We start from the raw sequence: 24,883 nt of genomic DNA on the forward strand, positions 1-24,883 counted from the left end.
TCCGGCCGCCCGCGGTCGCCCCCGCCGTTCAGCTCCGGCCGCGGCTCCCGGTGCCCGGTCTGTCGCGGTCGCGGGGCCTGCGCCGCCCCTCCCGGGGCGCCTCCGGTCCGGCGGCCGAGGCGCTGAAACCGCCGGGCACCGATCGGGCGGGGGCGCCGGCCGGTACCGCCACCGGCTGCTGGGCGGGCGCCGCGCGGTCGGCGGCGTCCTCCGGCGCGGGGTCGGTGCCGGGCGCGTCCACGAGGGCGGGCCGGGTGTGCGGGACGGCGCGGCCGACGACACGGGCGTGCGTCATCAGCGGGGCGCAGGCGGAACAGACTTCGGTGAGGGTCCACACCTGGCCGACCGCCGGGTCGTGGCGCAGGACGAGCACCACGGAACCGGCGCAGTAGGTGCGCGTCCCCTCGTGCGCGGCGCACCGCTGCTGGCGGCAGCCGCAGGCGGCGTCGGGCCGCACGGTCACCGCCTTGGCGTGGGCGTGGGCGTGGGCTTCGGCGAAGCGCCGCAGGGCGGCGACGTCGCGGGAACGAGGGGGCATGCCGCACGGCGAGGAACAGCTGACCGAGGCACTACGGTCGCGGTGGCCTGTCACCCGGACCGTCCAGGAGCGTCCGGGACGACGGGATGACGGCGCGTCAGGGTACGCAAGAGCCAAGACCACAAGTCCTTCGTAGGAGAGGTGAGTTCGCGCGGAGTTCGCGCTGAGGGAGGTCTACCCGGCACGGGGCGGATATCAGCATGCCGGAGACGTCCGATTCCGGGACGGTTGCGACACCGCATGTCCCGCCCCAGTTCCCGCATTTGTTCCGCACGTCAGTGCGACCGCGGTGCCGTCGGCCAGCCGCGTGTTCGAACGGGGGTGCCTGGCGACGCCGACCGTTCCGGACCCTCGCGCCTACGCCGGGGCGCCGCCGCCCGCCGTACCGGCGGCCGGGCCCTCGCCGGTGAACCCGTTGTCCCGCCCCTCGCACGACGGCAGTGCCTGCTCGGTCCAGATGGTCTTGCCCGCGTGGTTGAAGCGGCTGCCCCAGCGGCTGGCGAGGGCACCGATGAGCTGGAGGCCGCGGCCGCCCTCGTCGGTCTCCGAGGCGCGGCGGATGCGGGGCATGGTCAGGCTGGTGTCGGACACCTCGCAGATGAGGGCGTTGGTGCGCAGCAGCCGCAGCAGCATGGGCCCCTTGGCGTGCCGGACGCCGTTGCCGACGAGTTCGCTGGCCAGCAGCTCGGTCGTCATGGCCATGTCCTCCAGGTCCCAGGCGGCCAGCTGCTCGCGCACGTGACGGCGCGCCTCGCCGGCGGCCTCCGGACCGTCGGGGAGCTGCCAGGAGGCGACCTGGCGATCGGACAGGGCGTGCAGCCGCGCGACGAGCAGGGCGGCGTCGTCGCTCGTGGTCGTCCCGTCGGGCAGCAGCCCGTCGATCACGGCGTCGCTCAGCTTCTCCAGGCTCTCGCCGTCCACCTCGGGCACCAGGGCGGCGAGCTGGGCCATCCCCTCGTCGATCTCCCGGTGCCGCGACTCGACGAGTCCGTCCGTGTACAGCACGAGGAGGCTCTCGGGCGGCAGCGTCAGCTCGGTCGTCTCGAAGGGCGGCTCCGCGCAGCCCAGCGGGGGGTTGGAGGTGACGTGCGGATAGTGCGCGGCGCCGTCCGGGTGCACGATCAGCGGCGGCGGGTGACCGGCCCGCACCACCGTGCAGGTGCCGGTGGGGGAGTCGTAGAGCGCGTACAGACAGGTCGCGTACGCGTGCGGGCCGAGGCCCGCGACGATCTCGTTGAGGTGCCCCATGATCTCGTCCGGGGGCAGTTCGAGTGCCGCGAGGGTGTGCAGCGCGGTGCGCAGCCGGCCCATCGTCGCGGCCTCCGGCAGACCGTGCCCCATCACGTCGCCGATGACGAGCGCGACCTGTCCCGCGGACAGCGGGATGATGTCGTACCAGTCGCCGCCGACGTCAGCGGACTGCCCGGCGGGCAGGTAGCGGGCCGTCGCGGTGGTCTCCACCAGGTCGGGCAGCCGGCGGGGCAGCAGCTCGCGCTGGAGCTCGCGGGAGCGGTTCAGCTCGGCGTCGTAGAGGCGGGCCCGCTCCAGGGCCTGGGCGACCAGCGCGCTGATGGTGATGAGCAGGGTGCGTTCCTCGGCGCCCAGGCTGCGCGCGGAGTCGAAGGCGACGACGCAGACCCCGAAGGTGCGCCCCGAGGTCGTCAGCGGCAGGAACGCCCAGGCGTGCTTCTCGGTGCCCGTCCGGTCGATGTCCGGATACGCGCTCAGCCACTGGGCCCGGTCGCGGAAGAACGCGGGTTCGCCGGTGAGGACGGCACGGCCGACGGGGTTGTCGTCCGACACCTCCATCCCACCGCTGCCGCTCATGCGGTCCAGGAAGTCCTGCGGGTAGCCGACGGACCCGATGTGCACGATGCGGTCGTCCGCCTCGGTGACGAGCACGAGCAGGCCCTGCGCGTCGAAGGGCGGCAGCACGCCGCGGGCCACCGCGTCGATGACGTCCTGGGTGGTGGTGGCCGCCGCGAGCGCCGAGGTCAGTTCGGCCGTACGGGTGGCCCGTTCGGCGCCGGCGCGGATCGTCTCGACCTTCTCGGTCTCCCGGCGGCGTTCGTCGGTGACGTCCGTGAGGTAGACCGTGAGGCCGCCCGGCACCGGGACCACGCGCAGGTGGTGGACGCGGCCGGTGTCGGCCAGCGTGATGTCGAAGCCGACCGCGCGGTCGGTGGTGACGTGGCCGCGGAACCGCTCCTCCAGGTCGGGCACCTGGCGCAGCGCGGGCAGGTCCCACAGGCGCCGGCCCGGGAGCGGGGCGTCCTCGTCGGATCCGAGGAGCTGCTCGGCCTTCAGGTTGGCGAACGTGACGTCCCAGTGGTCGTCGACGGCGAGGAACGCGTCGCTCATGTGGCGCAGGGCCCGGTTCAGGGCGTCCCGGGCGGTCGGGGACACGTCGCTCACCCAGCACTCGCCGGCCACCCGGACGGTGTTGCCCTCGCCGTCCAGCACCGCGTGTCCGGCCGCCCGCGTCCACACCCATCCGCCGAGCCGGCGCCGTACGCGGTACTCGACCTCGAACGGCACGTGGGTGCGGATGGTGCGCTCCGCCGCGGCGAGGGCGCCCGGCATGTCCTCGGGGTGGACGATCCTCATCCAGCTCTCGACGCTGTGCCCGAAGTCCGCCGGGTCGGTGTCGTAGACGAGCATCGCGGCGTCGTCCCACACCAGTTCGGCCGTGTCGATGTTCCAGTCCCACGACCCCACCATCGGGGTCTCCTGGCCGCTCGCGGGCAGCGGAGCGGGCGTGGGGATGCGGCGCAGCCGCTCGATGATCCACTCGGTCACCCGGCGCAGGAAGTCCCACTGCTCGGGCGGCGGGCGCTCGGGGCTGCCGGTCAGGAGCGTCAGCACCCCGATGGTGCGGCGCCGGCCGAGCACGGGCACGGCGATCCGGCCGGTGCCCGACAGCAGGGACCCGTCGGCGGGGTCCGGCGCGTCCCACTGCGGTTCACCGGAGTCGACGGCGCGCGAGGTGGCCGTCCCGGCGTCCTGGGCGAGCATGTCCCACGCCTGGACGGCCGACGACGGAAGACCGGCCGAGGTCACCAGACGCAGGGCCGACATGGGCCCGCGCAGGTGTACGTATCCACCGATACAGTCCAGCTCCGCCATTGACTGCTGAAGGGCGAGCCGGAACACCTCGCTCTCGGTGATGCTGTCGTCAGCGCTGTCGAGTATGTCCAGCCGCCTGATCACACCACCAATATAAGGATCATCGGCACATAGCACATTGTCAGACCGATTCCGGGACGGACACGGCGAAGCCCGCACCCGTTGTGCCGCCCGGGAAGGACGGCACCACGGGTGCGGGCGAAATGGCGCCGAATCGACTACGCGGCCCAGACGCGACCGGCGTACTCCAGGAAGTTGCGCCCCATGATCTTCTCGATGCGCTCCGATCCGAAGCCGCGCTTCTCCAGCAGCCGGATCAGCTCCCGGAACTGGTCCACGCCGCGCAGGTCGATCACGAACGGCAGCGTGTCGGCGCGCTCGCCCGCCGCCGAGACCCCCGCCGCCTGCCGCTGCGCGACGTGCTCGACGAGCTGCTCCCGGTACGCGTCGAGGTCGTCGATCGAGGTCACCGAGCCGTCGGTGCCGATGCCGACGGCGTCCTCGCCGCACACGTTCACGGCGTGCGCGATGTGGTCCACGACGTCCGTGGCGCTCGCGTGGCCGGAGACGTTGAGGAACGGCATGAAGTAGATGCCGACGAACCCGCCGCGCTCGGCGACTAGCCGCAGTTCCTCGTCGGTCTTGTTGCGTGGGAGGTCGGCCAGCGCGCGGCAGCCGGTGTGGTTGACGGACGCCGGCTCGCGAGACAGACGCGTCGCCTCCAGGCAGGTCCGCTCGCCGCTGTGGGAGAGGTCGACCATGAGGTGCTGCTCGTTCAGCGCCTCGACGACCTCGCGGCCGAACGGGGTCAGCCCCCGGTTCTCCGGCGCCATCGAGCCGTCGCCGATGTGGTTGGCCTGGTTGTAGGTGAGCTGGACGACCCGCACGCCCCGCTCGGCGAAGGTGGCGATCCGGCCGGTGTCCTCGCCCACGGCCACCGCGTTCTGGAAGCCGTAGATCACCCCGATCCGGTGCTCGGCCCTGGCCCGGCGGATGTCGGCCGCCGTGCGCACGAGAAGCAGGTCGTCGGGGTTGTCGCGGATGATCCCGTCCCACACGTCCAGCTCGTGCAGCGTGTGCTCGTACGGGGGCATGTCGCCCATCGTGTAGCCGAGGGTGATGTTCACCGCCGTCATGCCGGAGGCGTGCGCGTCCGCGACGGCGCGGGCGTCCACGCTGAGCTGCTCGCTCGACTGGTTCAGCTCGCTCGCCGCCTCGGCGGAGTGCGGGGCGTTGGGGTTGTCGAGCTGCCCGAGCGCGTTGACGATCAACGGGGTGCGGGTCATCGGTTCTCCTCACGGGCGGCGTCGAACGCGGCGCGCTCGTAACGGTGGCCGCGCTTGACGGTCAGGGTGACGGTGCGCAGGTTGTCGATGTCGTCGAGCGGGCTCCGCGCGAACACCGCGAAGTTGGCCAGCTTGCCCGCCGCGACCGTGCCCGCCACGTCCTCGATGCCCGCGGCGCGCGCGCCGACGAGCGTCGCCGAGCGCAGGACCTGCGCGGCCGGGACGCCGCACCGCCGCACCAGGAACGCCATCTCGTCGAACAGCGCCGGGAACGGGTCCTTCGGGTCGGTCTCGTAGTCGGTGCCCGTGGACAGGTCCACGCCCGCCCGGAACGCCTGGGCGGTGAGGACCGCCGCCAGTTCGGTGTTGGCGCGCGCCTTCTCCGCGTCCTCGGGCGTCTCGCCGGCCAGTTCGTCGGAGGCCCACATGCCCGCGGTGGCGTCCAGCACCGTGCCCCGCGCCTTCATCCGCGCGAACAGCGCCGCGACACCGGCGTCGTCGCCGCCGGCGAACCGCGCGTGGTCGACCTTCGGCTTGTTCTTGTAGCTCTTGAGGGCCTCTTCGCAGCCCTCGAAACCGAGCAGCGTCACGTGCGACACGCTGTCCACGCCGGCGTCGACGACCTCGCCCGGGGAGGCGGGGAACACCGTGGCGTGCGCCCACACGGCGATGCCCTGACGGTGCGCCTCCGCGGTGATCGCGGCGACCAGGGGCGCCTCCAGGTCCGCGTACACCTTGATCGCCGCGGCGTGCGTGCCGCGCGCCAGGGCCACCGCGAGCGGCAGGTCGGTGTCCGCGGTGACCGCCTGCATCCACGGCACCTCGCCGGGCGTCTCGCCCTGGGTGACCTGGTGGGTGCGCGGGTCGTCGAAGAAGCCGGGGCCCGCCATCAGGGACGCGTACCGGACGTCCGGACCCGGGATCTCACCGACCAGGGTGGCGCGCGCGATGTCGCCGACCTGGCGGACGTCGTCGGCCATGTCCCGCATCGCGGTGACGCCGCTGTACACGAGGCGGCGCAGCACGGCCTCGGCGAGCGGCCGGTCGGGCGGCGTCGCGATGTGCTGGTGGGAGTCGACGAGACCCGGGACCACGAGGGCGCCGTCGAGGTCGACGACCTCCGCGCCCGCGGGCAGCGCGGCGGCGATCTCCGCGTCCGGTCCCACGGCGCTGATCCGCGCGCCGTCCGTGACGATCGACGTGCCCGGACGCACCGGGTCGCCGGTGCCGTCGAACAGCGTGGCGCCCCGGTAGACCACGACCGTGCCCGTCGCGGCGGGCGCGTAGGGCTGCGGAGCCCCGGAGTTGTTGTCCGCCATGCTCACCTCACCAGTTGTTACGCTCTATGAAACATGAGTATCGTTCCGTGAAACATTCGGTACTGTAACCCGTGCCGCGGCCGTCCGGCCACGGTCCCCGTCCGTTCCGTTCCGTCCGCGGCCCCGTCGACCGCGGCTCTTCGAGGAGTGGCATGCCAGAAGCGCCGCGCACCGCGGTCGACAAGGCCCTGGACCTGGTCGAGGCCGTCGCGCGCTCGCCCCGGCCGCCGCGGCTGACCGACCTCGCCGAGGAGGTCGGCCTGCACCGGGCGACCGCCTACCGGATCCTGGTCGACCTCGTCCGCCGCGGCTGGGTCCTGCGCGCCGACGACCGCTACCTGCCCGGCACCGCCGTGTTGCGGATGTCGGCCGCCGCCGCCCACAACTCCCTTGCCGCGCTGGCCCGTCCGGTGCTGGAGGCGCTGTCCGCCGACACCGGCATGATGGTCAACCTCCAGGTGCTGGAGACCGACCGCTCCCGCGTCGTCGACGTCGTGCGCCCCGACCGGCTGGCGATGATCTCCAGCCTCCAGGACCGCGCGCTGCCCGTGCACCGCTTCGCCGGCCCCCTCGCCCTGGTCGCGGCCCTCGAACCGGCCGCCCGCGCCCCCTACCTGCGCGTCGCCGAGGAGGCCGGGCACCCGCTGGAGGGCCCCGACGGCCTGCTCGCGGACGTCGAGCGCACCGAACGCGCCGGCTTCGCCGTCGAGCACGGCCGCAACGAGAAGCCCGTCGCGTCCCTCAGCCGGGCCGTGGTCCCCACGCCGGGCGCCCCGGTGTGCGCGCTGACCCTGGTCGGCCTGGACGCCGAGATCGACGACGCCCGGATGACCGTGCTGTGCCGCCGGACGCGCGAGGCGGCCGACGCGCTCTGCTCCCTGCTGGCCGGCCCGGCGGCCGGTCCCGACCGACAGACGGAGGTGTCCGCGTGAGCGGATTGCTGGTGCTCGACCGCGACGGGACCGAGGCGGCCCTCGAACCGCACCGCCTCCTGGAGGCGCTGGCCGTCGCCCTGATCGCGGTCGCCCGCCAGGAGGCCTCCGCCCCGCCGCGGATCGCCGCCTTCGCGCCGGCCGGCCTGCTCGGCGCCATGCCCGGCTACGTGCCGGGCCTCGGGCTCGCCGCCAAGCTGATATCCGTGTTCGCCGACCCCGAACGCCCCGGCCGTTCCGCCCACCAGGGCGTCGTCGCCCTCTTCGACGCCGAGGACGGCCGCCCGCTCGCCGTCATGGACGCCGAGCCGCTCACCGCCCTGCGCACCGCCGCCGTCGCCACCCTCGGCGCCCGCGTCCTGGCGGGCAGCGGCCCGGTGGCCGTCGTCGGCACCGGCACGCAGGCCCGCGCCCAGGTCGGCCTGCTCGCCGCGCTCGACCCCGCGACCCCCGTCCTCGTGGCCGGCCGCGACGCCGCCCGGGTCCGCGCGACCGCCGCGCTGCACCCGGCCGGACGTGCCGCCGACTCCGTCCAGGCCGCCGTGCGCGGCGCCGCCGCCGTCTTCTGCTGCACCGGCGCGACCAGCCCCGTGGTGCGCCGCGAGTGGTTCGCGCCCGGTACCCACGTCAGCTCCGTCGGCGGCTCGCACGGACCCGAGCTCGACCCGGAGACGATCCGCGACGCCGACCTCTTCGCCGAGTGGCCCGGCGCCGCCGACGAGCCGCCGCCCGCCGGCGCGCACGAACTCCAGGGGCTGCCGCCCGGCCGGACCGTCACCCTCCTCGGCTCGGTCCTGGCGGGCGACCACCCGGGCCGGCGCGACCCGGCGGGCCTGACGGTGTTCAAGTCGACCGGGCACGCCGCCCTCGACGTCGCCGCGGCCCACGTCGTGCACGCCGTGGCGACCGAACGCGGCACGCGGACGCTGCCGGGCTGAGCGGCCGCTCCCGGGCCGGACTCCCGGGCCCGGCACGTCAGGTGGCCGGCCGCTCCTGCGGTTCGGCCGCCAACCTGCCCTTCCTGCCGAGCAGTTGGGTCACCACGAACGACACGACCGACGCGGCGACGATCAACGGCATCTGGTCGTGGGCGTCCTTGCCCATCAGCAGCACCGCGAGCACGGCACTGGTCAGCGGCAGCCCGGTGACCGACGCGGCGGCGGCCGCGATGCCGACGCTCAGAGCCGGTGTCACGCCGAAGCCGGGCAGCCCCGCGCAGGCCAACGCCGTCGCCGCGCCCAGCAGTACGGACGGGAAGATCGGACCGCCGCGCAGCGAACCCAGCGCGACGCCCCACGCCAGGCCCTTCCACAGCACCAGCAGCACCAGGGTGCCGACCGACAACGCGTGCGGATGCGCGGCGAGTTGGGCCAGCGCGATCTGCCCGGAGAGTGCCGCGTCGACGGGCGAGCGGCCCGTCGACAGCCCGTACGCCGACAGGAGTACCCCGACCGCGGCCGCGCACAACACGGTCCGCGTCGCGGTGCGTCGCGCGGTGAAGGCGACCGTGCGCCGCCCCAGCAGCCGGGCGCCCGTGATCAGGACGGCGATCAGCACCGCCGCCGGCAGCCCCCACAGGAAGTCTCCCGCGTCCGGGTTCACGTCGGGGGGCACCGAGGGCAGGCTGAGCGCGCCGATCTTCAGGCCCGTCCAGTGGCCGAACCCGGTGAAGACCAGGGCGCCCGCGGAGCTGGCCAGCAGGCACGGCAGCAGCAGCATCACCAGTTGCGGCCCGCCGAGCGCGGCGGCCTCGACGACCAGGACGGCCGCCACGACCGGCCCGCCCAGGATGGTGGAGATGGCGGCGGTGGAACCGGCGGTCGCCACCAGCGCGGTCGGCTTCGCGCCGATGGGACGGCGCAGGGCACGTACCGCGAGCAGGGCCAGTCCGCTGCCGACCGCCATCAGCGGCGCCTCCGGCCCGAGGACGACACCGAGCGGAAGGGTGGCCAGCGCCGCGAGCACCACGCTCACCATCGCGCGCGGCCCGATGGGGGCGCCGCCCAGCCCGTTCACCGGCAGGTGGCCGCCGGCACCCGGCATCCGCGTCACGATCGGGGCGAGGATCAGCCCGGCGAGCACCAGCGCGGGCAGCGGCCACCACCAGGGCGCGGCGGAGTAGCCGGCCTGCCGCGGCAGCGACTCCCACACCCAGTGCTGGAGTTCGTGCTGGAAGCTGACGAAGAAGAAGCACGCGAGCGCCACCGGGACGCCGATCAGCACGCTCAGCAGCAGGAGCCGCAGATAGCCGGCGCTCAGCAGGGTCTCCCGCAGCGGCGGCCCCGCGGCCTCGGCAGGTGCCCCGGCCGACGCGCTCACCGTGCGCCCGGAAGCCCGGCCCGGCTCCGGTCGGCGGCCGGCGTGGCCGGGGCCCGCGTGGCCGGGGCCCGCGCGGCCTGGGCCCGCGATACGGCCGCCGCGGTCGGCCGCCGGGTTCCTGTCATGGCTGTCCTCCACGGTCGGTCGCGTTGCGTGGCCACCAGTCAAGGGCCGCGGTCCGCCGTGCGCATGTCGTGAAGCCCGCCGGGGCGTGACCCGGCGCCCGGCCGCGGACCGCCGCCGCCCCGCCCCGGCCGCCGGGCGCCCGGGCCGCGCGTCACTCGTTCGGGCTAGTTCGAATGGCCCTGCCGTCACCGGCGGCCGTTAGCTCGAAGGGCACACGTCCGGCGCCCCTCTCGGGCACCGGAGCGCACGGGGGCCCGACGGAAGGACTGCCGCTCATGAGCCAGGCCGCACACCCGACCGGAGAACCCCAGGGCGGCGCCGACCGCACCTGGCAGCAGAACCAGCAGCGGACCGCGGGGCGCGGCGGCTGGGTGACCGGCGGAGTCGTCTTCGCCGGCGTGATGCTCATCTGCACCGGCGCGCTCGCCGTGCTCCAGGGCATCGCGGCCACCGCGTCCGACGACGTCTACGCGCGCATCGGCACGTACGTCTACGAGTTCAGCCTCACCAGCTGGGGCGTCATCCACATCGTGATCGGGGCGCTCGCCTTCGTCACGGGCCTGTGCCTGTTGCGGGACATGGCGTGGGCACGCTTCGTCGGCATCCTCCTCGCGGTGCTCAGCCTCGTCGCGCAGTTCCTGTTCCTGCCGTACGCGCCCGTCTGGTCCGTGATCGTGATGGCCATCGACGTCTTCGTGATCTGGGCGCTGGCCAGCCGTCAGGAGCAGCACCACGAGACGGTCTGACCGTCCCTCCGCCCGGCCCGGGTTCGCCCCCGGATCCGGCCGGCGGCATCGGTATTTCTGCCGATGTCCCCGCCCGCGCCCCGCTGACAACCTTGTCGCGCGGTCGCGGGCGGGCTGCTGTCCGGCCGGGGCCGCGCGGCACCGGCGCGGCCGCGGGCGGCCGGCCGCCGCCCGACGGGGGAGCGCGGCGGCCGGCCCGAACGGGCCCGGAGGCGGGCGACTTCCGCCCCCGGGCCCGCCGCGTGCCATCAACACCCGCGCACGGGGAAGCAGTCCGGGCATGGAGTCATCGACAACCGCCCACGTCCGGCGCCTCGCACCGCTGTTGGCCGTTCTCCCCCTCGTCGCGGCCTGCGGCGGGCACGGCGACGACGGCGGGCCGCAGGCGGCGGCGATGCGGCCCGAGGTGTCCGCGGGCACCCACCTGGTCATCACCACCGACAACGGCGTGCGGCTGCGCCCCGCCGACGGCCACCAGGTCGGACTCGACGCCCGGATCGACCACCACTGGTCCCACCACGACGACACATGGGTGCTGGACCTGACGTGCGACAAGGACGCCGACGGCGCGAACGACGCGGACGAGGACGACGCCGACTGCCCGCGCACCCCCGAGGTCGACGTGCCCGACGGCGCCTCCGTCACCGTGACCGCGCGCAACGCCGGCATCGACGTGGCCGGACTGGCGTCCGCCCTCGACCTGACCACCGTCAACGGCGACGTGACGGTGACCGGTTCGGGCCGGGACGGCGCGGCGCTGCGCCTGGTCACCCGCAACGGCTCCGTCCGCACGGAGTCCCTGCGCGGCGGGGACCTGCACGCCGGGACCGTCAACGGCGACGTCGTCCTCACCTTCGCCGGCACTCCCACCAGCGTCACCGCGGCCACCACCAACGGCTCGGTCCACCTGGTCGTGCCGCGCGACGCCCCCGCCTACCGGGTGCGGGCGACCACCGACAACGGCCGGCCCACCGTCTCCGTCCCGACCGAACACCCGGCGGACGGGCGCACGTTGACGCTCACGACCGTCAACGGCGACGTCAGCGCCGCCCGGGAGTGATCCCGTTCGCCCCCCGTGCCGGGCGGGCGGGCCGGCCGGGGACGGTACGGTCGCCCCATGGCGGACGCTCGGTTGACCACTTCCTCTTTCCTCGTCCTCGGCGTCATCGACAAACTGGGTGAGGCCAGCGCGTACGACGTGAAGGTCGAGGCCGCGCGTACGGTCGCGCCGTTCTGGTCGGTGCCGCACGCGCAGGTGTACGCGCAGTGCGAACGGCTGCTGGAGGCGGGCCTGTTGCGGCAGGTCCGGCAGGAGAGCGGACGGGGGCGCCGGGTGCTCGCGCTGACCGACGAGGGCCGTGCCGCGCTCGGCGGCTGGCTCGACGACCCGGAGTTCGTCCCCGTCGAGGCCCGTGAGCGCGGCATCCTCAAACTCTGGTTCGGCGGCCGCCCCGAGCGGCTCGCCCCCTCCCAACTCGGCGAACACGAGCGGACGTTGCGGGAGTACCGCGAACTCGCGGACGAGGTGGGCGAGTTGCTCACCCCCGGCCAGCGCGAGGCGCTGGAGTTCGGCATCCGCTACGAGACGATGATGGTCGACTTCTGGCAGTGGGTCGGACGGCGCGACGACCGCGCGACGAACTCGCCCACGGACCATTGACCCCGCCCGCCGGACACCCCTACGGTCTCGATAGTCCTAACTGGACTATCGAGCCGGGCCGTCGTGCCCGACTCCCGCACCGGGCCGCCGAGCGCCCGGCCGGGAGTCCGGCCGGGCCGAGCAGGGAGCCGTCGTGCGCCGTCCGACGAACAGCACCTGGCGCCGCACCGCCGTCGTCGCGCTGACGGTCGTGTGCGTCGCCTACGCACCGATCGCCATGACCGAACTGTGGCCCTACGCGCACCCGGGGGCACCCGCCCCCGGCGAGTGGCTGCTGGCCCACACGGTGTCGCCCAGGTACGTCTCCGACGCCCTCGCCACCCGCGTCGGGCCCTACCGGCACACCCTCGTCCCGATGATCCTGCACTCGGTGCTGGGCGGCCTGCTCATGCTGCTGGGCCCGGCACAACTGCTCACCGCCGCCCGCCGCCGCACCCGGCCGCACCGCGTCCTCGGGGTCGTCTTCGCCGTCACCGTGTACGCCTCGATGGCCGGCGCCGGGGCCTACCTGGCCCGCACCGCGCCCCGCGACGCGTTCGGCGGGGCCTCGTTCTGGATCGTGCTCGCCACCATCCTGGTGGGCACCGTGCTGAGCGTGACCTTCGGCATCCTCGCCGCCGTCGGCCGCTTTCCCGACCTGCACCGCCGCTGGATGCTGCTCTGCTACGGCTTCCTGCTGACCGCGCCCCTGCTGCGGCTGGAGTGGGGCGCCCTGCCGTGGCTGCTGCCGGGGCTGCCCATGGCGGAGATCAACCGGGTGGCCATCACCCACCTCGGTTCCGTCGTCGCGTTCGGCGCGCTCGTCGCGGCCCGCGCCGCGGACCGGCGTACGGCGGTGCGCGGCGTGTCGGGTTCCTGGGCACCGCTGCCCGTCCTGGTGGCCGCACATCTGGCGGGTGCCGTCGCCCTCTGGTGGATCGCTGCCTCCTGGCTCGACCTCGGCACCGCCGGGCGCCGCCTCCTCGTCGCCTACCTGCTGCCCTACGCGGTCACCTACGCCGTGGCGGCGCTGCGCGCACGCCGGGCCGGACGGCAGGGCCGCACCTGGGCCCGCGAGGAGTGGCGGATCCATCTGACCGCCCTGTGCCTGGCACCCGTGGTGTCGGTGGTCGCGGCGCTGGTCTGCGAACGGTCGCTGGACCTCGGCAGGTACACCGCCGTCCTGGCGGGGGTGTCGGTCGGCTGCGGCACGACCGCGGTGGCCGCGACCGTCGTGGTGAGCCTGCGCCTCATGTACGCGCGGGAACTGACGAAGCGCGGCGGGCCCGCCGCGGACAGGCCGCCCGCCCGCGTCGGCGCGTCCGTCGTGTAGCGCCGCCCGACGGAACCCGTCCCCGCCCTCCTTCCCGCACTCCCTCCCTCTCCCGAGACGGACGCCGCCCATGCCGACACCGAACACCCCGGACCGCCCGGCCCCGGACCGCCCGGCCCCGGACCGCCCGGCCCCGGACCGCCCGGACCAGCACCTCCAGGCCCCGGCCGTGACCCCCGCACCGCCGCCCGGCGCCTCCGATGGCGGTCCCGGCGGCGGTCCCGGCGGGCGGCCGCTCACCGCCGGTGTCGCCATGCTCGCCACCGCCGTCGGTGTGGTCGGCATGCTCGTCGGCGGGCTCCTTGCCGTGGTGGGCGTGACCGGACACGTCTTCGGGGCCTGGCCGTCCCCGGTGTCCCTGACCCCCGGGCTGCTCGGCGCGGCGATGCTCGGCACGTCGCCGGGACTGTTCGCGGTGGGGCGGGCGCGGAGCTGGCAGGAGGCCCGGACGCTGGTCCTTCCCACGGTGATCGTGGTCGTGGGGCTGTTCGCGGTCTCGGTGGCCAACGTGCACCGGCTGTACATCGCCCGCGGCGGTTCCGTCGTACCGGTGCTGTTCAGCCTCGGGTGGCTCTTCGTGCTCGGCGTCCTGTGCCTGAGCGCGGTGATCTGCCTGGCGGCGCAGTACCTGACCGCGGCCGGACCGTCCGCGCCGCGCTCGGCACCGCTCCCCGCCTGGTCCAGGCCCGCGCTGGCCGTGCTCGGGTCGTCGTGGCTCGGCATCGGTGCGGGGCTGGTGGTCCGGCCGGGCTTCTGGGCGGACTTCGTCCCCTGGCCCACCGACCGCGCGGACGCCCAGGCCCTCGGTGTGTGGGCCCTCGCGCTCGGTGTCGGCGTCCTCGGCTCCCTGGCGGAGGACGACCTGGCCCGCACCCGCGTCGCGCTGCTCGCCCTGCCCGGCACGGGTCTCGCCCTGGCCGTCGTCCTGGCCTGCCGTGCCGGTGACGTCGACTGGACGTCCGGGCCGGGGCTGAGCCTGGTCTGCATGGTGGCCGGTCTGCTCGTCGCGGGCGCGAGCGGCCGGCTGCTGCTCGGCCGGGACCGGCTCACCGCCGCGCGGCCCCCCGGTCCGGAGGCCTGACACGGCGCGGGTCCCGGTCCCGCGCGAGCGGTGACCGGGACCCGGACGGTAGTGCGCGGCCGGTGGCTACGGAACGCGCGCGACCGCCGCGTAGATGCCGCTGCCCTCCGGTTCGGGTGCGGGCGTCCCCTTGTACCACTCGGTGGCCGTCACCAGGCCGGGCTCGACCAGTTCGAGGCCGTCGAAGAACCGGAGCACCTCCGGACGCGCCCGGAAGCCGAGGGTGATGCCGCCGCGCGCGTACTCGGCGGTCACCTGGTCGGAGAGCTCCGGGAAGATGTCCGACGAGGCGTGCGACAGCACCAGGTAGCTGCCCGACGGCAGGGTGCTCACCAGGTTGCGGACGATGCCGTGCGCGTCCATGGAGTCCGGCAGGAAGTGCATCAGCGCGATCAGCGACAGGGCGACGGGACGGTCGAAGTCCAGTACGTGGCGGGCGTGTTCGACGATCTCGGCGGGCCGCCGCACGTCCGCCTGGATGTAGTCCGTCAGGCCCTCGGGGCGGCTGATGAGCAGCGCCTCCGCGTGCCGCAGCACGATCGGGTCGTTGTCCGCGTACACGATCTTCGCGTCGGGCGTGATGCCCTGCACGATCTGGTGCAGGTTGGGCTCGGTCGGTATGCCGGTGCCGATGTCGAGGAACTGGTCGATGCCCTGCGCGGCGAGCCACGCGGCGGCCCGGTGCATGAACTGCCGGTTCTGCCGTGCCCCGTCGGCCGCCTCGGGCGGCAGCTGGCTGCCGACCGCCTCGTCCACGGGGTAGTTGTCCTTGCCGCCCAACAGCCAGTCGTACACCCGCGCGGGGTGAGCCTTGCTGGTGTCGATCTGGGGGGAGTCGGGCGTGTCCGTGGTCATGGCAGCAGCTCCGTCGCACCGGGAACAGTTCGGGCCGAACGGCGATCAGTTGATCTTCGACCGCGTTCGATCAACGTAGTCTCGCACAGCATCTGGCCTGCGTGTGACGGGAGTTGGCGGTTCGAACGCGGCAACGGGCCCGGAGCGGCGGCTCCGGGCCCGTCGGGGGTGGTGCGGGGGCGGTCCGCCGTGACGCGCGGGGTGCGCGCGGGCGGCCGCGGTTCAGGCGCCGCTGGCCTTCAGCATGTCCTCGCGCTCGACCAGCTTCACGCGCTCGCGGCCCTGCGGCTCGCCCAGCGCGCGCTCCGCGGCGTCGAGGCGGTGCCAGCCCTCCCACGTGGTGAAGCGGACGTTGCGCTCCGTCAGGAAGGCCTCCACCGACTCCGGCGCGGGCGACGCCGGTTCGGGCAGCCGGCCGTTGGCGTGGTCATCGAGGAGGTTGGCGACCGTCTCGTTGGCGTCGCCCTTGGTGTGCCCGATGAGGCCCACCGGTCCGCGCCGGATCCAGCCGGTGACGTACGTCGACGCGAGGTGCTCGCCGCTCTCCGCGACGACCCGGCCGCCGACGTCCGGGACCGTGCCGGTGGCGAGGTCCCAGGGCAGCTTCGGCAGCTTGTCGGAGAGGTAGCCGACGGCGCGGTAGACGGCCTGGACGTCCCAGTCCTTGAAGGTGCCGGTGCCCTTGACGGCACCGGTGCCGTCGAGCGCGGTGCGCTCGGTGCGCAGGCCCACGACCTTGCCGTCCTCGCCGAGGATCTCCGCCGGCGACTCGAACAGGTGCAGGAACAGCTTGTGCGGGCGGTCGCCGACGTCGCGGATGGCCCAGTTCTCCAGCGTCTTGGCGACCATGTCGGCCTGCTTGTTGGAACGCCGGGTGGTGATGGACGCCTCGTCGTAGTCGATGTCCTCGGGGTCGACGATGACCTCGATGTTGGGGGAGTGGTCCAGCTCCCGCAGCTCCATCGGGCTGAACTTCGCCTGGGCCGGGCCGCGCCGTCCGAAGACGTGCACCTCCAGCGCCTCGTTCGCCTTCAGGCCCTCGTACACGTTCGGCGGGATCTCGGTCGGCAGCAGCTCGTCGGCGGTCTTGGCCAGGATGCGGGCCACGTCCAGCGCGACGTTGCCGACACCGAGGACCGCGACCTTGCGGGCCGTCAGCGGCCAGGTGCGCGGGACGTCGGGGTGGCCGTCGTACCAGGAGACGAAGTCCGCGGCGCCGTACGAGCCGTCCAGCTCGATGCCCGGGATGTCCAGCGCGCGGTCGGCCGTCGCGCCGGTGGAGAAGACCACGGCGTCGTAGAACGAGCGCAGGTCGTCCAGGTTGATGTCACCGGGGTAGTCGACGTTCCCGAACAGGCGGATCTGCGGCTTGTCGAGCACCTGGTGCAGGGCGTTGACGATGCCCTTGATCCGGGGGTGGTCGGGGGCGACTCCGTAGCGGATGAGTCCGAACGGGGCCGGCATGCGCTCGAAGAGGTCGATGGACACCCCGGGCTCGGTGGCCACGTCGGACTTGAGCAGTGCATCGGCGGCGTAGATACCGGCAGGACCGGCTCCGACGATGGCTACCCGCAGAGGGCGGGACATGATCGGCTTCCCTTCGAGTGGTGACAGGCGACTCGACGGGAAGCCTAAACTAAGGCAAACCTAAGCTGGTACCGGGGTCCGGTCTATCAGATCATAAAGCGGCCTTATGGCGATCAGGCCGCCACCCCGCGCACCGCTGTGACCTGCGCGTGCGCCCTCCGGGGCGGTTGCTCCCCGAGCGCGGTGTCCGGTCATGTCGGGCATGGTGGACATGTGATCGTACTGGCCGTCGTGTTCGCCGTCCTGGGAGCCGCGAGCAACGCCGTGGGCACGGCGTTCCAGCGCAAGGCGGCGTCCACCGTCACCCGCGGCGGCACCCTGCGCCTGCTGCTCGACCTGGCCCGGCGACCCGCCTGGCTGATCGGCATCGGCGGCGTGGTCGGCGCCGCGCTGTTCCAGGCGCTGGCGCTGGTGAGCGGTCCGCTCGCGCTCGTCCAGCCGATCTTCATCCTGGAACTGCCGTTCGCCCTCCTGATCGCCATCCCGCTGCTGCACCGCACACTGCCGCCCGCCGGGTGGTGGGCGGTGTTCGGCGTGGTCGGCGGGCTCGCGCTGGTCCTCGCGGCGGCGGCCCCCAGCGGCGCCGACGACAACGCGGCCATGGTGCGCTGGATCCCGGTCCTGATCGTCTGCCTCGGCGTGATCGTGACCGCCACCCTGCTGGCCGGCCGCGGCAGGCCCCCGCTCTTCCGTGCCGCGGCCCTCGGCACCGCGTCCGCCGTCGCCAACGCGCTGACCGCCGCACTGCTCAAGTCCGCCACCGGCACCTTCGCGGACCACGGCCTGGAGGCGTTCCTCGGTGCCTGGCAGACCTACGGGTTCGCCCTCACCGGGATCGCCGCCGTGCTGCTCCTGGAGAACGCCCTGCAGGCCGGTTCGCTCGCCGCCTCGCAGCCCGCGCTGACCATCGGCGACGCCACGGTGAGCCTGTTCCTGGGCATCGTGGTGTTCGACGAGGAGATCCGCACCGGCTGGTGGCTGCTCCCCGAGGCGATCGGCGTCGCCCTCCTGGTGTGGGGGGTGCTGCGCCTGACCCGCGCGGTCCCGCACATGCGGGAGGTCACGGGGTAGCGGGGGACGGCGGCGCGCTCCCGGTGCCCGGGATGCGGGCACCGCCGTCCGGCCGCGCGACCGTTCAGTTGGCGCCCACGTCGGACACCTCCGGCACGTCGTCACGGGCCGACTCCGGTTGCTCGGTCAAGTAGCCGAACGTGTCGGTGAGTTCGAGCATCCGGTCGAGGAAGCCGGGCCGGTTGTCCAGGTGCAGCGTCACCGAGGACGCCCCGGCCCGCCTGCGGATCATCAGCAGCGCGGCGAGCCCCATGGAGTCGAGCCACGTGAGGCCGGCGCAGTCCAGCCGCAGGTCGCGCCAGGGGGCGCCGTCCTCGCCCGGACGGGCGAGGAGTTCGGTGACCGTACTGACGAGCTCGTCGCTCGTGTCGTAGTCCAGCACGCCGCCCACCGTCACGGTGAGGACGGCGGGCTCGGTCACGGCGATGTCGAATGTTCTGGGAGGCAGGGCGGTCATGCGTCGGTCTCTTGGCCGGGGACGGGGACGGTGGGACGGTGCCCGGCGAGGGCGGCCGTTCCCTGGTGGAGCAGGCTGGTGCAGCGCGGGAAGTCGCGGAGCTGCCTGCCCAGGACGGTGAGGGCGGCGGTCAGCGAGTGCGCCGGGACGTGCCGGGCGGTGAGGATGTCGGCGGTCCAGGTGAGGAAGCGCCGGAACAGGTCCGCGTCGTCGAGGTAGAGGGCGGTCGAGAGGAAGTCCACGATGTGCACCAGGTCCTCGGCCGTGCGCTCGCGCTGCACGTCGTCGTAGGCGCGCATCGCGGGGAAGGCGTCCTCCAGGTCGACCAGGGTCTGCTTCACGAGCTGGCGGCGCGTCTGCACGACCATCGTGTACTCCTGGTCGGCCAGGTGCGGCAGGTCGTCGACGGCCTGCCGGGCCACCGTCGCGTTGGCGCGGCCCAGGCCCGCCTCCATGACGTCGGCCGCGCTGCGTGCGTCCGCCGCCCACCGGTCGGCGCCCAGCAGCCGCGCGTACCTGCCCTGCGGGCCGAACGCCGCACCGCCCACCAGGACGGGCGTGCGCACCGCCTGGCACGCCGTGATCGCGGAGTGCGCCGTCGGCAGGTGCGTCGGGATCGACGACGACAGCAGCACCGCCTCGGGGTTCGTCCGGTGCAGGTGGGCGATCAGGTGCGGGGTCGGCACCTGGGCGCCGAGGTAGTCCACCTGCCAGCCGCGCAGCCGCAGGACCTCCGCGACGAGACGGGCCGGCAGGGCGTGCCACTCGCCGTCCACGCAGCTCACCGCGACCCTGCCGTGCACGCCGTCCGGCCGGGGCCGCCTGCGCTCGACGAGTGCCGTGACGACGCGCTCGTTGATCGCCGTCACCGCGTGCTCCTGGGCGACGGTGAGCCGGTCCGCGGCCCACTCGACGCCCACCCGTTCCTGCACGGCGCCGATCACGTCGAGGAGCAGGGCCTCGTTGTCGATCCCGGCGTCCTGGGCGTCGTACACGACGTCGGCCGCCGCGTACTCGTCGCCCTCGACCGCTGCCGCCCACAGGCGCTCCCGTACGGACGGGAGCAGTCCCGTGTCCCCGTACGGCGGCGCCCCGCCCGCGTCGGTCCCCGTCATCCTTTCCTCCCGCGCCACGTGGTGCTCTCGTTTCCCCGTACCCGGCCGTTCACCATCTGGAGCGCGCCCGACTTCGGCGCGCTGACGGCCAGGGTGGCCATGTCGTCGTGCCGGCCGCCGCCGAGCCACTGGACGGCGAGCATCTGCACCCGCTCCACCACGGCCTCGGCCGGCAGCCCGGCGCACTCGGAGAGCACCTGCCGCAGCCTGCGCTCGCCGAACAGTTCGTCGCCCAGCGGTCCGCCGCGTGCCTCGGTGATGCCGTCCGTGTACAGGAAGCACGTCTCGCCCGGGGCGAGGACCGCGTCGGCGGTGCTCGCCGTCACCGTCGGCATGGCGCCGACCAGGGTGCCCCGCGACTGCGCCGCCTCGACGGTCCCGTCGCGCCGCACGATCAGCGGCGGCGGATGGCCGGCGCACGTGACGCGCAGGCTGACGCGCCCCGCCCGGCGCCGCACGGACGCCAGGACCAGTGTGGCGAACCGGGTGTGGTGCGACGTCAGCAGCGCGCTGTTGAGCAGGTTGAGGACCCGCTGGTGGTCACCGGCCAGCGGCAGCAGCGCGTGCAGGGTGTTGCGGATCTTGCCGGTGAGCACGGCGGCGTCCAGGCCCTTGCCCGCGACGTCGCCGAGGACCACCAGGGTCTCCTGCGAGCTGTCGCTGCCGGGGTGCACGTCGTAGAAGTCGCCGCCGACGCGCTCGGTGTCGCGCGAGGCGCGGTAGCTGCCGGCGTACTCGACGCCCTGGACGCGCGTGAGCGTCGGCGGCAGCAGCTCACGCATCAGCGTGGAGGTGATCGTCGCCTGCTCCGCGTACATGCGGGCGGCCGACAGCGCGGCGCCGGCGCGGGCCGCGAACAGCCGGGCGAAGACCTCCTCGCCCTCGGTGAAGGCCCGCTCGGTGCTGGAGCGCAGCAGGATCAGGGCGCCCGCCGGGACCCCGTGTCCGGGCAGCGGCGTGATGATGACCGAGCCGACCGGACCCACGAAGCCCGGGGGCACGGCCCACTCCGGGATGTCGTCCGGGTTGATCCACCGGGTGGGGACGGGCGGGAAGCCCTTCAGCGCCTCGGCGAGGCCGGGCACCTCGGACGGGTCGATCGCGAGGCTGACCTGGGTGACCGGGCCGCCCGAGTGCACCTGGGTGAGGGGGTAGCGGCGGCCGCGCGGGGGCGCGATGACGACGGCGGCGTCCGCGAGATGGTCGGCAGCCATGCGCGCGGTCACTTCCATGCATCGGGAGACGTTCAGAGAGGAGAGGAGCGCGCTGGAGACCTCGGCGAGGACCCCGGTCCGCTCCTGCTCGGTGAGGAGGGCCTGTTCGGCGAGGCGGCGGTCCGTGTCGTCGATCAGCCACCAGACGATGTCGCCCTCTTCCGTGGCCGTCGGGTGGGCGTCGAAGGTGCGGTCGCCTATGGGGCCGGAGCGCCGGCCGGTGTTCGGCCGCGTCATTCCGTCCGTGATGCGGCGGTGCGCCTCGGCCAGCCAGGCCGGGACCGTCTCGTGCAGCCAGTCGCCGCTGGAGACGTGCGGGAGCAGGCTGCGGCCGGCGTCGTTGACGTCGACCACACCGCCGTCTCGGTCAACGACCAGGACCGGATAGGGAGCGTTGCCCCACGCCGCGCCGACGCTTACTGCGGCACCACGCGGGCTGGCGGGAGAACTCGATGAAGGAGCCACAAGCGGGGGAACGCATGGTGCGCACCCCACCACCTCTCTGCGTAGGGAAAGTTGCCGTGCTGCAACCGTCTCGCACCCCGAGGGGCGGACGCAACCCGTTCCGCGCGCGTTCCGCGACCCGGGGGACACGGAGCGTTCCGGGCGGCTCTCCCGCGGTGACCGGGTCAGTGCCCGGGGGCGGTGAGCGGCACGTCCGCGACGACCTCCTTGCCGGTCTCGAAGCGGATCACACGGACGTCGCCGGCGAGTGCCGTGACCAGGCGCAGCCCGTGGCCGCCGACCCGGCTTCCGTCGACCGGGCGGACGAGGGGGACCTGCCGCGAGCCGTCCCGGACCGCGATGCGCAGACGGGCGCCGTCGGGAGACAGTTCGAGCCGTAGTCCGCACGGGCCGGGTGCGTGCCGGATCGCATTGGTGACGAGTTCGCTGACGATCAACTGGGCGTCCTGGAGCTGGCGTTCGCCTGGGCGGCGGTGACCCGACGCGGCGGCGTCGGCGAGGAAGGCGGCGACGGCCCGGCGCGCTTCACCGATGCGCGCCGAGTCCGCTCCGGCCCAGCGCGTGCTGAACGCGGGGACGGAAGCCGCGACCACGCCCGGCTCACCGTGGGTCTGTTGGTCGAGCGGGACGAACATGGGGTCTGCCTTACGTGCGGAGTGCCGGATCCTGTCGGGGGCTTTCGTCCCCTCCGGCTACCCGGTGATGTGCGGGAGCACGCCGGTGCGGACCCGGCGCACACGCGTTCACCACATGGCGGACCCTCCGCCGCGGCCGCGGGCGGTGGTTTCCGGGGCCGCGGGGCGACCCCTCACCACCCGTCCGGCTCAGCCCTCGCGACTGAGTTCGAGCGCGCGTTCCCGGTCGCGGGCCATGGTGAAGAGGTCCTGGGTCCCGCTGACCCGCAGCAGTCGCACCACGGCCGGGTGCAGCGGTCCGGCCAGGATGAACCGGCGCCCGTCCCGCTGGTGCCGGTAGTGGGCGAGGATCAGCGAGTTGAGCAGGGCGCTGTCGGCGAAGACGACGCCCGACAGGTCGACGAGCGTCGTGCGGAGCCGGCATTCGTCGGCCTCGTCCCAGGCGGCCGCGAGAAGGTCGTCCTCGCTGAGGTCCACCTCGCCCCACACGCCGATCTCGAACACGTCACCACAGTGTTTGACGCGCACCGTGGCCTGAAGATCGCATGGCATGCGTGACATCTTCACATCCGTGCGAGGCCCGGGACCAGTCGGTCTCCGAACGGGACAATCCTCGTACGTCTGTTCCTATGGAGGATCGCCGGGGTGGCGGTCCGGTGGCCCCGCCCCGCACGGTTGACGGCCGTTCACCCCCGACGGCACCTCCGCCCCGTACGTCCCTTCCGTCACTCTCCGGTGGTGCCCTTTGTGTCGGTTTGGAGTGTTGGTGACGGGTGACGCGTGGAAGCGTGACAGTCACACCCGCCGCCCTCGGGAACCGCCGAGGGGGCGCGCGGAAGTGGAAGGAGCGCTGCGTGAAACCCTCTGCGCCGGCCGCAGGACGCGACCCGGAGGCGGCACCGCGGTCCGGCGGTCCCGACCCGAACCGATGGCGGGCCCTGTGGGTCACCCTCGTGGCCGGGTTCATGATCCTGCTCGACGTCACGATCGTCGCGGTGGCGCTCCCCTCCATGCAGCGGGACCTGCACGCCTCGGCCGCCTCCGTCCAGTGGGTCGTCTCCGGCTACGCCCTCGCCTTCGCGCTCGCGCTGGTGACGGCCGGCCGCATCGGCGACGCGGCCGGCCGCCGGCGGATCTTCCTGCTCGCCCTCGCCGCCTTCGTCGTGTGCAGTGCCGCCGCGGGCGCGGCCCCCTCGATCACCTGGCTCGTCGTGGCCCGGCTGGCCCAGGGCGTCGCCGCGGGCTGCCTCGCGCCGCAGAACTCGGCGCTGATCCAGCAGATGTTCCGGGGCGAGGAACGCGGCCGCGCCTTCGGCCTGTTCGGCGCCACCGTCGGCATCTCCAGCGCCGTCGGGCCCATCACCGGCGGCCTCATCCTGACCCTCGCCTCCGGCCCCACCGGCTGGCGCTGGATCTTCTACGTCAACGTCCCCGTCGGCGTGGTCGCCCTCCTGCTGGGCAGCCGGCTGCTGCCCCGCGTGGCGGCCGGCGCCCGGGGCCGCCTCGACCTCGGCGGAGTCGCCCTGCTCGGCACGGGTGTCCTCGCCCTGATGCTGCCCCTGGTCCTCGCGGAGTCGGGCGGGGTGCGCCGCCTGTGGTGGCTCTTCCTCGTGGGCGCCGCCCTCCTCGTGCTGTTCGTCCGCTGGGAACGCCGCGTCGCCGCACGCGACGGCGAACCCCTCCTCGACCCCCGGCTGCTCACCGAGACGCGCGGCTACGCCACCGGCGCCGGCCTCGCCGCGCTGTACTTCGTCGGGTTCAGCGGGGTCTGGCTGGTGTTCGCGCTGTTCTTCCAGGACGGCCTCGGCTACACCCCCCTCCAGTCCGGCCTCGCCGTCACGCCGTTCGCCGTGGGCTCGGCGTCCGCCGCCGTGATCGCGGGACGGCTGGTCGAGCGGTTCGGGCGGCTGCTGACGGTGATCGGGCTGGTCGGCGTCGTGGCCGGCCTGGGGGCGACCGCCCTGATCCTGGAGTTCGCCCCCGGCGACCGGGCCGCCTGGTTCGCCGTGCCCGCCCTGTTCGTCGGCGGCCTGGGCAGCGGCTGCGTCATCTCCCCGAACGTCACCATGACCCTGCGCGAGGTACCCGTGCACATGGCGGGCGCCGCGGGCGGCGCCATGCAGACCGGGCAGCGGCTCGGCGGGGCGGTCGGCACCGCCGCGCTGCCGGGGCTGTTCTACCTGGTCCTCGGCTCGACCGGCGGCGACTACCACACCGCCGTGGCCGCGGCCGTCGGCTCGGGCATCCTCGCCATCGTGTGCGCCTTCGTCGTGGCGGTCGTCGACTGGCGCCGCGACCGTACGCCGGACGGCCCCTGCCCGCCGGAGGTCTCCCACAGCCACACCCACGCGGGCCAGGGCTGAGACCCCGCCAGGACCGGCGGCCGGGGGCCGCCCGTACGATCCGGGCGTGAAACGCATCCTCGTGGTCGGTTCGACCGGCGCCGGCAAGTCCACCCTGGCCACCCGTCTGGCGGAGCGGCTCGGGCTGCCGTTCCACGAGATGGACGCCCTCCACTTCACCGGCCCCGGCTGGACCGTCGACCCCGGCTTCGCCGAACGCGTCGCCGGGCTCGCGGCCGCACCCGGCTGGATCTTCGACTCGCTCGGCTACCCCGAGGTCCGCGACCTGCTGTGGGAGCACGCCGACACCGTCGTGTGGCTCGACCACCCCCGGCGCGTGGTCATGTTCCGCGTCCTGCGCAGATCGCTGGCACGCACCCTGCGCCGGGAGCGGGTGTTCGGCGGGAACAGGGAGACCCTCGGCGGCTGGTTCAGCGCCGAGCACCCCGTGTGGTGGGCGTGGTCCCAGTACGCGGGACGCCGCGCCGAGATCGCCCGCCGCGCCGCCGACCCCCGGTTCGCCCCGCTCCGGGTGATCCGCCTGCGCACTCCCGCCGACGCGGAGAGGTGGCTGCGGGGCGTCGACGAGGGCGCGCGGTAGGCCGGCCGCGACGGCATGTGCGGCAACGGCCGTGCGCGGTCGCCGAGTTGTCGGGCGCTCGTGAACGGCCGCCCGGCGTACGTGGGTTGGGCGGTG

22 protein-coding genes are annotated in these 24,883 nt (G+C 74.1%); 10 read left to right on the forward strand and 12 right to left on the reverse strand.

All coding sequences use genetic code 11. From position 1 onward, the window contains the following. Positions 1–28: 28 nt before the first annotated feature. From ACFZA0_RS28015 to ACFZA0_RS28030, 4 genes are all read right to left on the reverse strand, one after another. Entirely contained in the window at positions 29–538 is a 510-nt protein-coding gene (locus ACFZA0_RS28015) for a hypothetical protein (protein WP_391021997.1), read from the reverse strand. Between the two features lie 357 nt (positions 539–895). Then, positions 896–3,748, reverse strand: coding sequence for a SpoIIE family protein phosphatase (locus ACFZA0_RS28020; protein WP_391021999.1), 2,853 nt, complete (start codon positions 3,746–3,748; stop codon positions 896–898). Positions 3,749–3,882: 134 nt separating this feature from the next. Then, on the reverse strand, positions 3,883–4,950 hold the full coding sequence (locus tag ACFZA0_RS28025; RefSeq protein WP_391022001.1) for a membrane dipeptidase: 1,068 nt from the start codon (positions 4,948–4,950) through the stop codon (positions 3,883–3,885). Beyond that, entirely contained in the window at positions 4,947–6,269 is a 1,323-nt protein-coding gene (locus ACFZA0_RS28030; RefSeq protein WP_391022003.1) for an amidohydrolase family protein, read from the reverse strand. Before ACFZA0_RS28030 ends, ACFZA0_RS28025 begins: the two co-directional genes overlap by 4 nt. Before the next feature lie 152 nt (positions 6,270–6,421). Here ACFZA0_RS28030 and ACFZA0_RS28035 point away from each other — a divergent pair, with 152 nt between their 5' ends. Both ACFZA0_RS28035 and ACFZA0_RS28040 read left to right on the forward strand, forming a co-directional pair. Continuing rightward, the gene (locus ACFZA0_RS28035; protein ID WP_391022005.1) at positions 6,422–7,201 is read left to right on the forward strand and encodes a helix-turn-helix domain-containing protein; all 780 of its coding nucleotides are present in this window, start codon (positions 6,422–6,424) and stop codon (positions 7,199–7,201) included. Next, a complete protein-coding gene (locus ACFZA0_RS28040; RefSeq protein WP_391022007.1) occupies positions 7,198–8,139 on the forward strand; it encodes an ornithine cyclodeaminase family protein in 942 nt (313 codons plus the stop codon). Before ACFZA0_RS28035 ends, ACFZA0_RS28040 begins: the two co-directional genes overlap by 4 nt. 37 nt (positions 8,140–8,176) lie before the next feature. Here ACFZA0_RS28040 and ACFZA0_RS28045 read toward each other — a convergent pair whose 3' ends face one another. Beyond that, positions 8,177–9,520, reverse strand: a complete 1,344-nt coding sequence (locus tag ACFZA0_RS28045; RefSeq protein ID WP_391022009.1) for a chloride channel protein — start codon at positions 9,518–9,520, stop codon at positions 8,177–8,179. Between the two features lie 401 nt (positions 9,521–9,921). Between ACFZA0_RS28045 and ACFZA0_RS28050 the strand changes: the two genes are divergently transcribed. The 5 genes from ACFZA0_RS28050 (at position 9,922) to ACFZA0_RS28070 (ending at position 14,445) form a co-directional block, all read left to right on the forward strand. Continuing rightward, the gene (locus ACFZA0_RS28050; RefSeq protein WP_391022011.1) at positions 9,922–10,392 is read left to right on the forward strand and encodes a hypothetical protein; all 471 of its coding nucleotides are present in this window, start codon (positions 9,922–9,924) and stop codon (positions 10,390–10,392) included. A gap of 280 nt (positions 10,393–10,672) precedes the next feature. Beyond that, the gene (locus ACFZA0_RS28055) at positions 10,673–11,452 is read left to right on the forward strand and encodes a DUF4097 family beta strand repeat-containing protein (RefSeq protein WP_391022013.1); all 780 of its coding nucleotides are present in this window, start codon (positions 10,673–10,675) and stop codon (positions 11,450–11,452) included. Positions 11,453–11,509: 57 nt separating this feature from the next. Beyond that, positions 11,510–12,052, forward strand: a complete 543-nt coding sequence (locus ACFZA0_RS28060; RefSeq protein WP_391022015.1) for a helix-turn-helix transcriptional regulator — start codon at positions 11,510–11,512, stop codon at positions 12,050–12,052. Between the two features lie 133 nt (positions 12,053–12,185). Continuing rightward, positions 12,186–13,364: a DUF2306 domain-containing protein gene (locus tag ACFZA0_RS28065; RefSeq protein WP_391022017.1), complete on the forward strand. Its 1,179-nt coding sequence runs from the start codon at positions 12,186–12,188 to the stop codon at positions 13,362–13,364. Between the two features lie 70 nt (positions 13,365–13,434). Beyond that, positions 13,435–14,445, forward strand: coding sequence for a hypothetical protein (locus ACFZA0_RS28070; protein WP_391022019.1), 1,011 nt, complete (start codon positions 13,435–13,437; stop codon positions 14,443–14,445). Positions 14,446–14,511: 66 nt separating this feature from the next. Here ACFZA0_RS28070 and ACFZA0_RS28075 read toward each other — a convergent pair whose 3' ends face one another. Continuing rightward, on the reverse strand, positions 14,512–15,300 hold the full coding sequence (locus ACFZA0_RS28075; protein WP_391022021.1) for an SAM-dependent methyltransferase: 789 nt from the start codon (positions 15,298–15,300) through the stop codon (positions 14,512–14,514). A 222-nt stretch (positions 15,301–15,522) separates the two neighbouring features. Next, positions 15,523–16,887: an FAD-dependent oxidoreductase gene (locus ACFZA0_RS28080; RefSeq protein WP_391022023.1), complete on the reverse strand. Its 1,365-nt coding sequence runs from the start codon at positions 16,885–16,887 to the stop codon at positions 15,523–15,525. Between the two features lie 213 nt (positions 16,888–17,100). On the opposite strand from ACFZA0_RS28080, the gene ACFZA0_RS28085 reads away from it, so the two are divergent. Continuing rightward, complete coding sequence (locus ACFZA0_RS28085; protein ID WP_391022025.1) at positions 17,101–17,958, forward strand: DMT family transporter; 858 nt, start codon at positions 17,101–17,103, stop codon at positions 17,956–17,958. Positions 17,959–18,022: 64 nt separating this feature from the next. Here ACFZA0_RS28085 and ACFZA0_RS28090 read toward each other — a convergent pair whose 3' ends face one another. The 5 genes from ACFZA0_RS28090 to ACFZA0_RS28110 form a co-directional block, all read right to left on the reverse strand. Then, the gene (locus tag ACFZA0_RS28090; RefSeq protein ID WP_391022027.1) at positions 18,023–18,415 is read right to left on the reverse strand and encodes an STAS domain-containing protein; all 393 of its coding nucleotides are present in this window, start codon (positions 18,413–18,415) and stop codon (positions 18,023–18,025) included. Next, positions 18,412–19,530: a cobalamin-dependent protein gene (locus tag ACFZA0_RS28095; RefSeq protein WP_391022029.1), complete on the reverse strand. Its 1,119-nt coding sequence runs from the start codon at positions 19,528–19,530 to the stop codon at positions 18,412–18,414. Before ACFZA0_RS28095 ends, ACFZA0_RS28090 begins: the two co-directional genes overlap by 4 nt. Further along, positions 19,527–21,209, reverse strand: coding sequence for a SpoIIE family protein phosphatase (locus ACFZA0_RS28100; protein ID WP_391022031.1), 1,683 nt, complete (start codon positions 21,207–21,209; stop codon positions 19,527–19,529). Before ACFZA0_RS28100 ends, ACFZA0_RS28095 begins: the two co-directional genes overlap by 4 nt. A gap of 164 nt (positions 21,210–21,373) precedes the next feature. Beyond that, complete coding sequence (locus ACFZA0_RS28105) at positions 21,374–21,844, reverse strand: ATP-binding protein (protein WP_391022033.1); 471 nt, start codon at positions 21,842–21,844, stop codon at positions 21,374–21,376. A 189-nt stretch (positions 21,845–22,033) separates the two neighbouring features. After that, the gene (locus tag ACFZA0_RS28110; protein ID WP_391022035.1) at positions 22,034–22,348 is read right to left on the reverse strand and encodes an STAS domain-containing protein; all 315 of its coding nucleotides are present in this window, start codon (positions 22,346–22,348) and stop codon (positions 22,034–22,036) included. 350 nt (positions 22,349–22,698) lie between these two features. On the opposite strand from ACFZA0_RS28110, the gene ACFZA0_RS28115 reads away from it, so the two are divergent. Together ACFZA0_RS28115 and ACFZA0_RS28120 are read left to right on the forward strand one after the other, a co-directional pair. Beyond that, complete coding sequence (locus ACFZA0_RS28115) at positions 22,699–24,207, forward strand: DHA2 family efflux MFS transporter permease subunit (protein ID WP_391022037.1); 1,509 nt, start codon at positions 22,699–22,701, stop codon at positions 24,205–24,207. A 46-nt stretch (positions 24,208–24,253) separates the two neighbouring features. After that, the gene (locus ACFZA0_RS28120) at positions 24,254–24,787 is read left to right on the forward strand and encodes an AAA family ATPase (RefSeq protein ID WP_391022039.1); all 534 of its coding nucleotides are present in this window, start codon (positions 24,254–24,256) and stop codon (positions 24,785–24,787) included. The last annotated feature ends 96 nt before the right edge of the window (positions 24,788–24,883 follow it).

Origin of the sequence: Streptomyces sp. NPDC008150 (assembly GCF_042956945.1) — a bacterium.
In the GTDB taxonomy this organism is placed as follows: domain Bacteria; phylum Actinomycetota; class Actinomycetes; order Streptomycetales; family Streptomycetaceae; genus Streptomyces.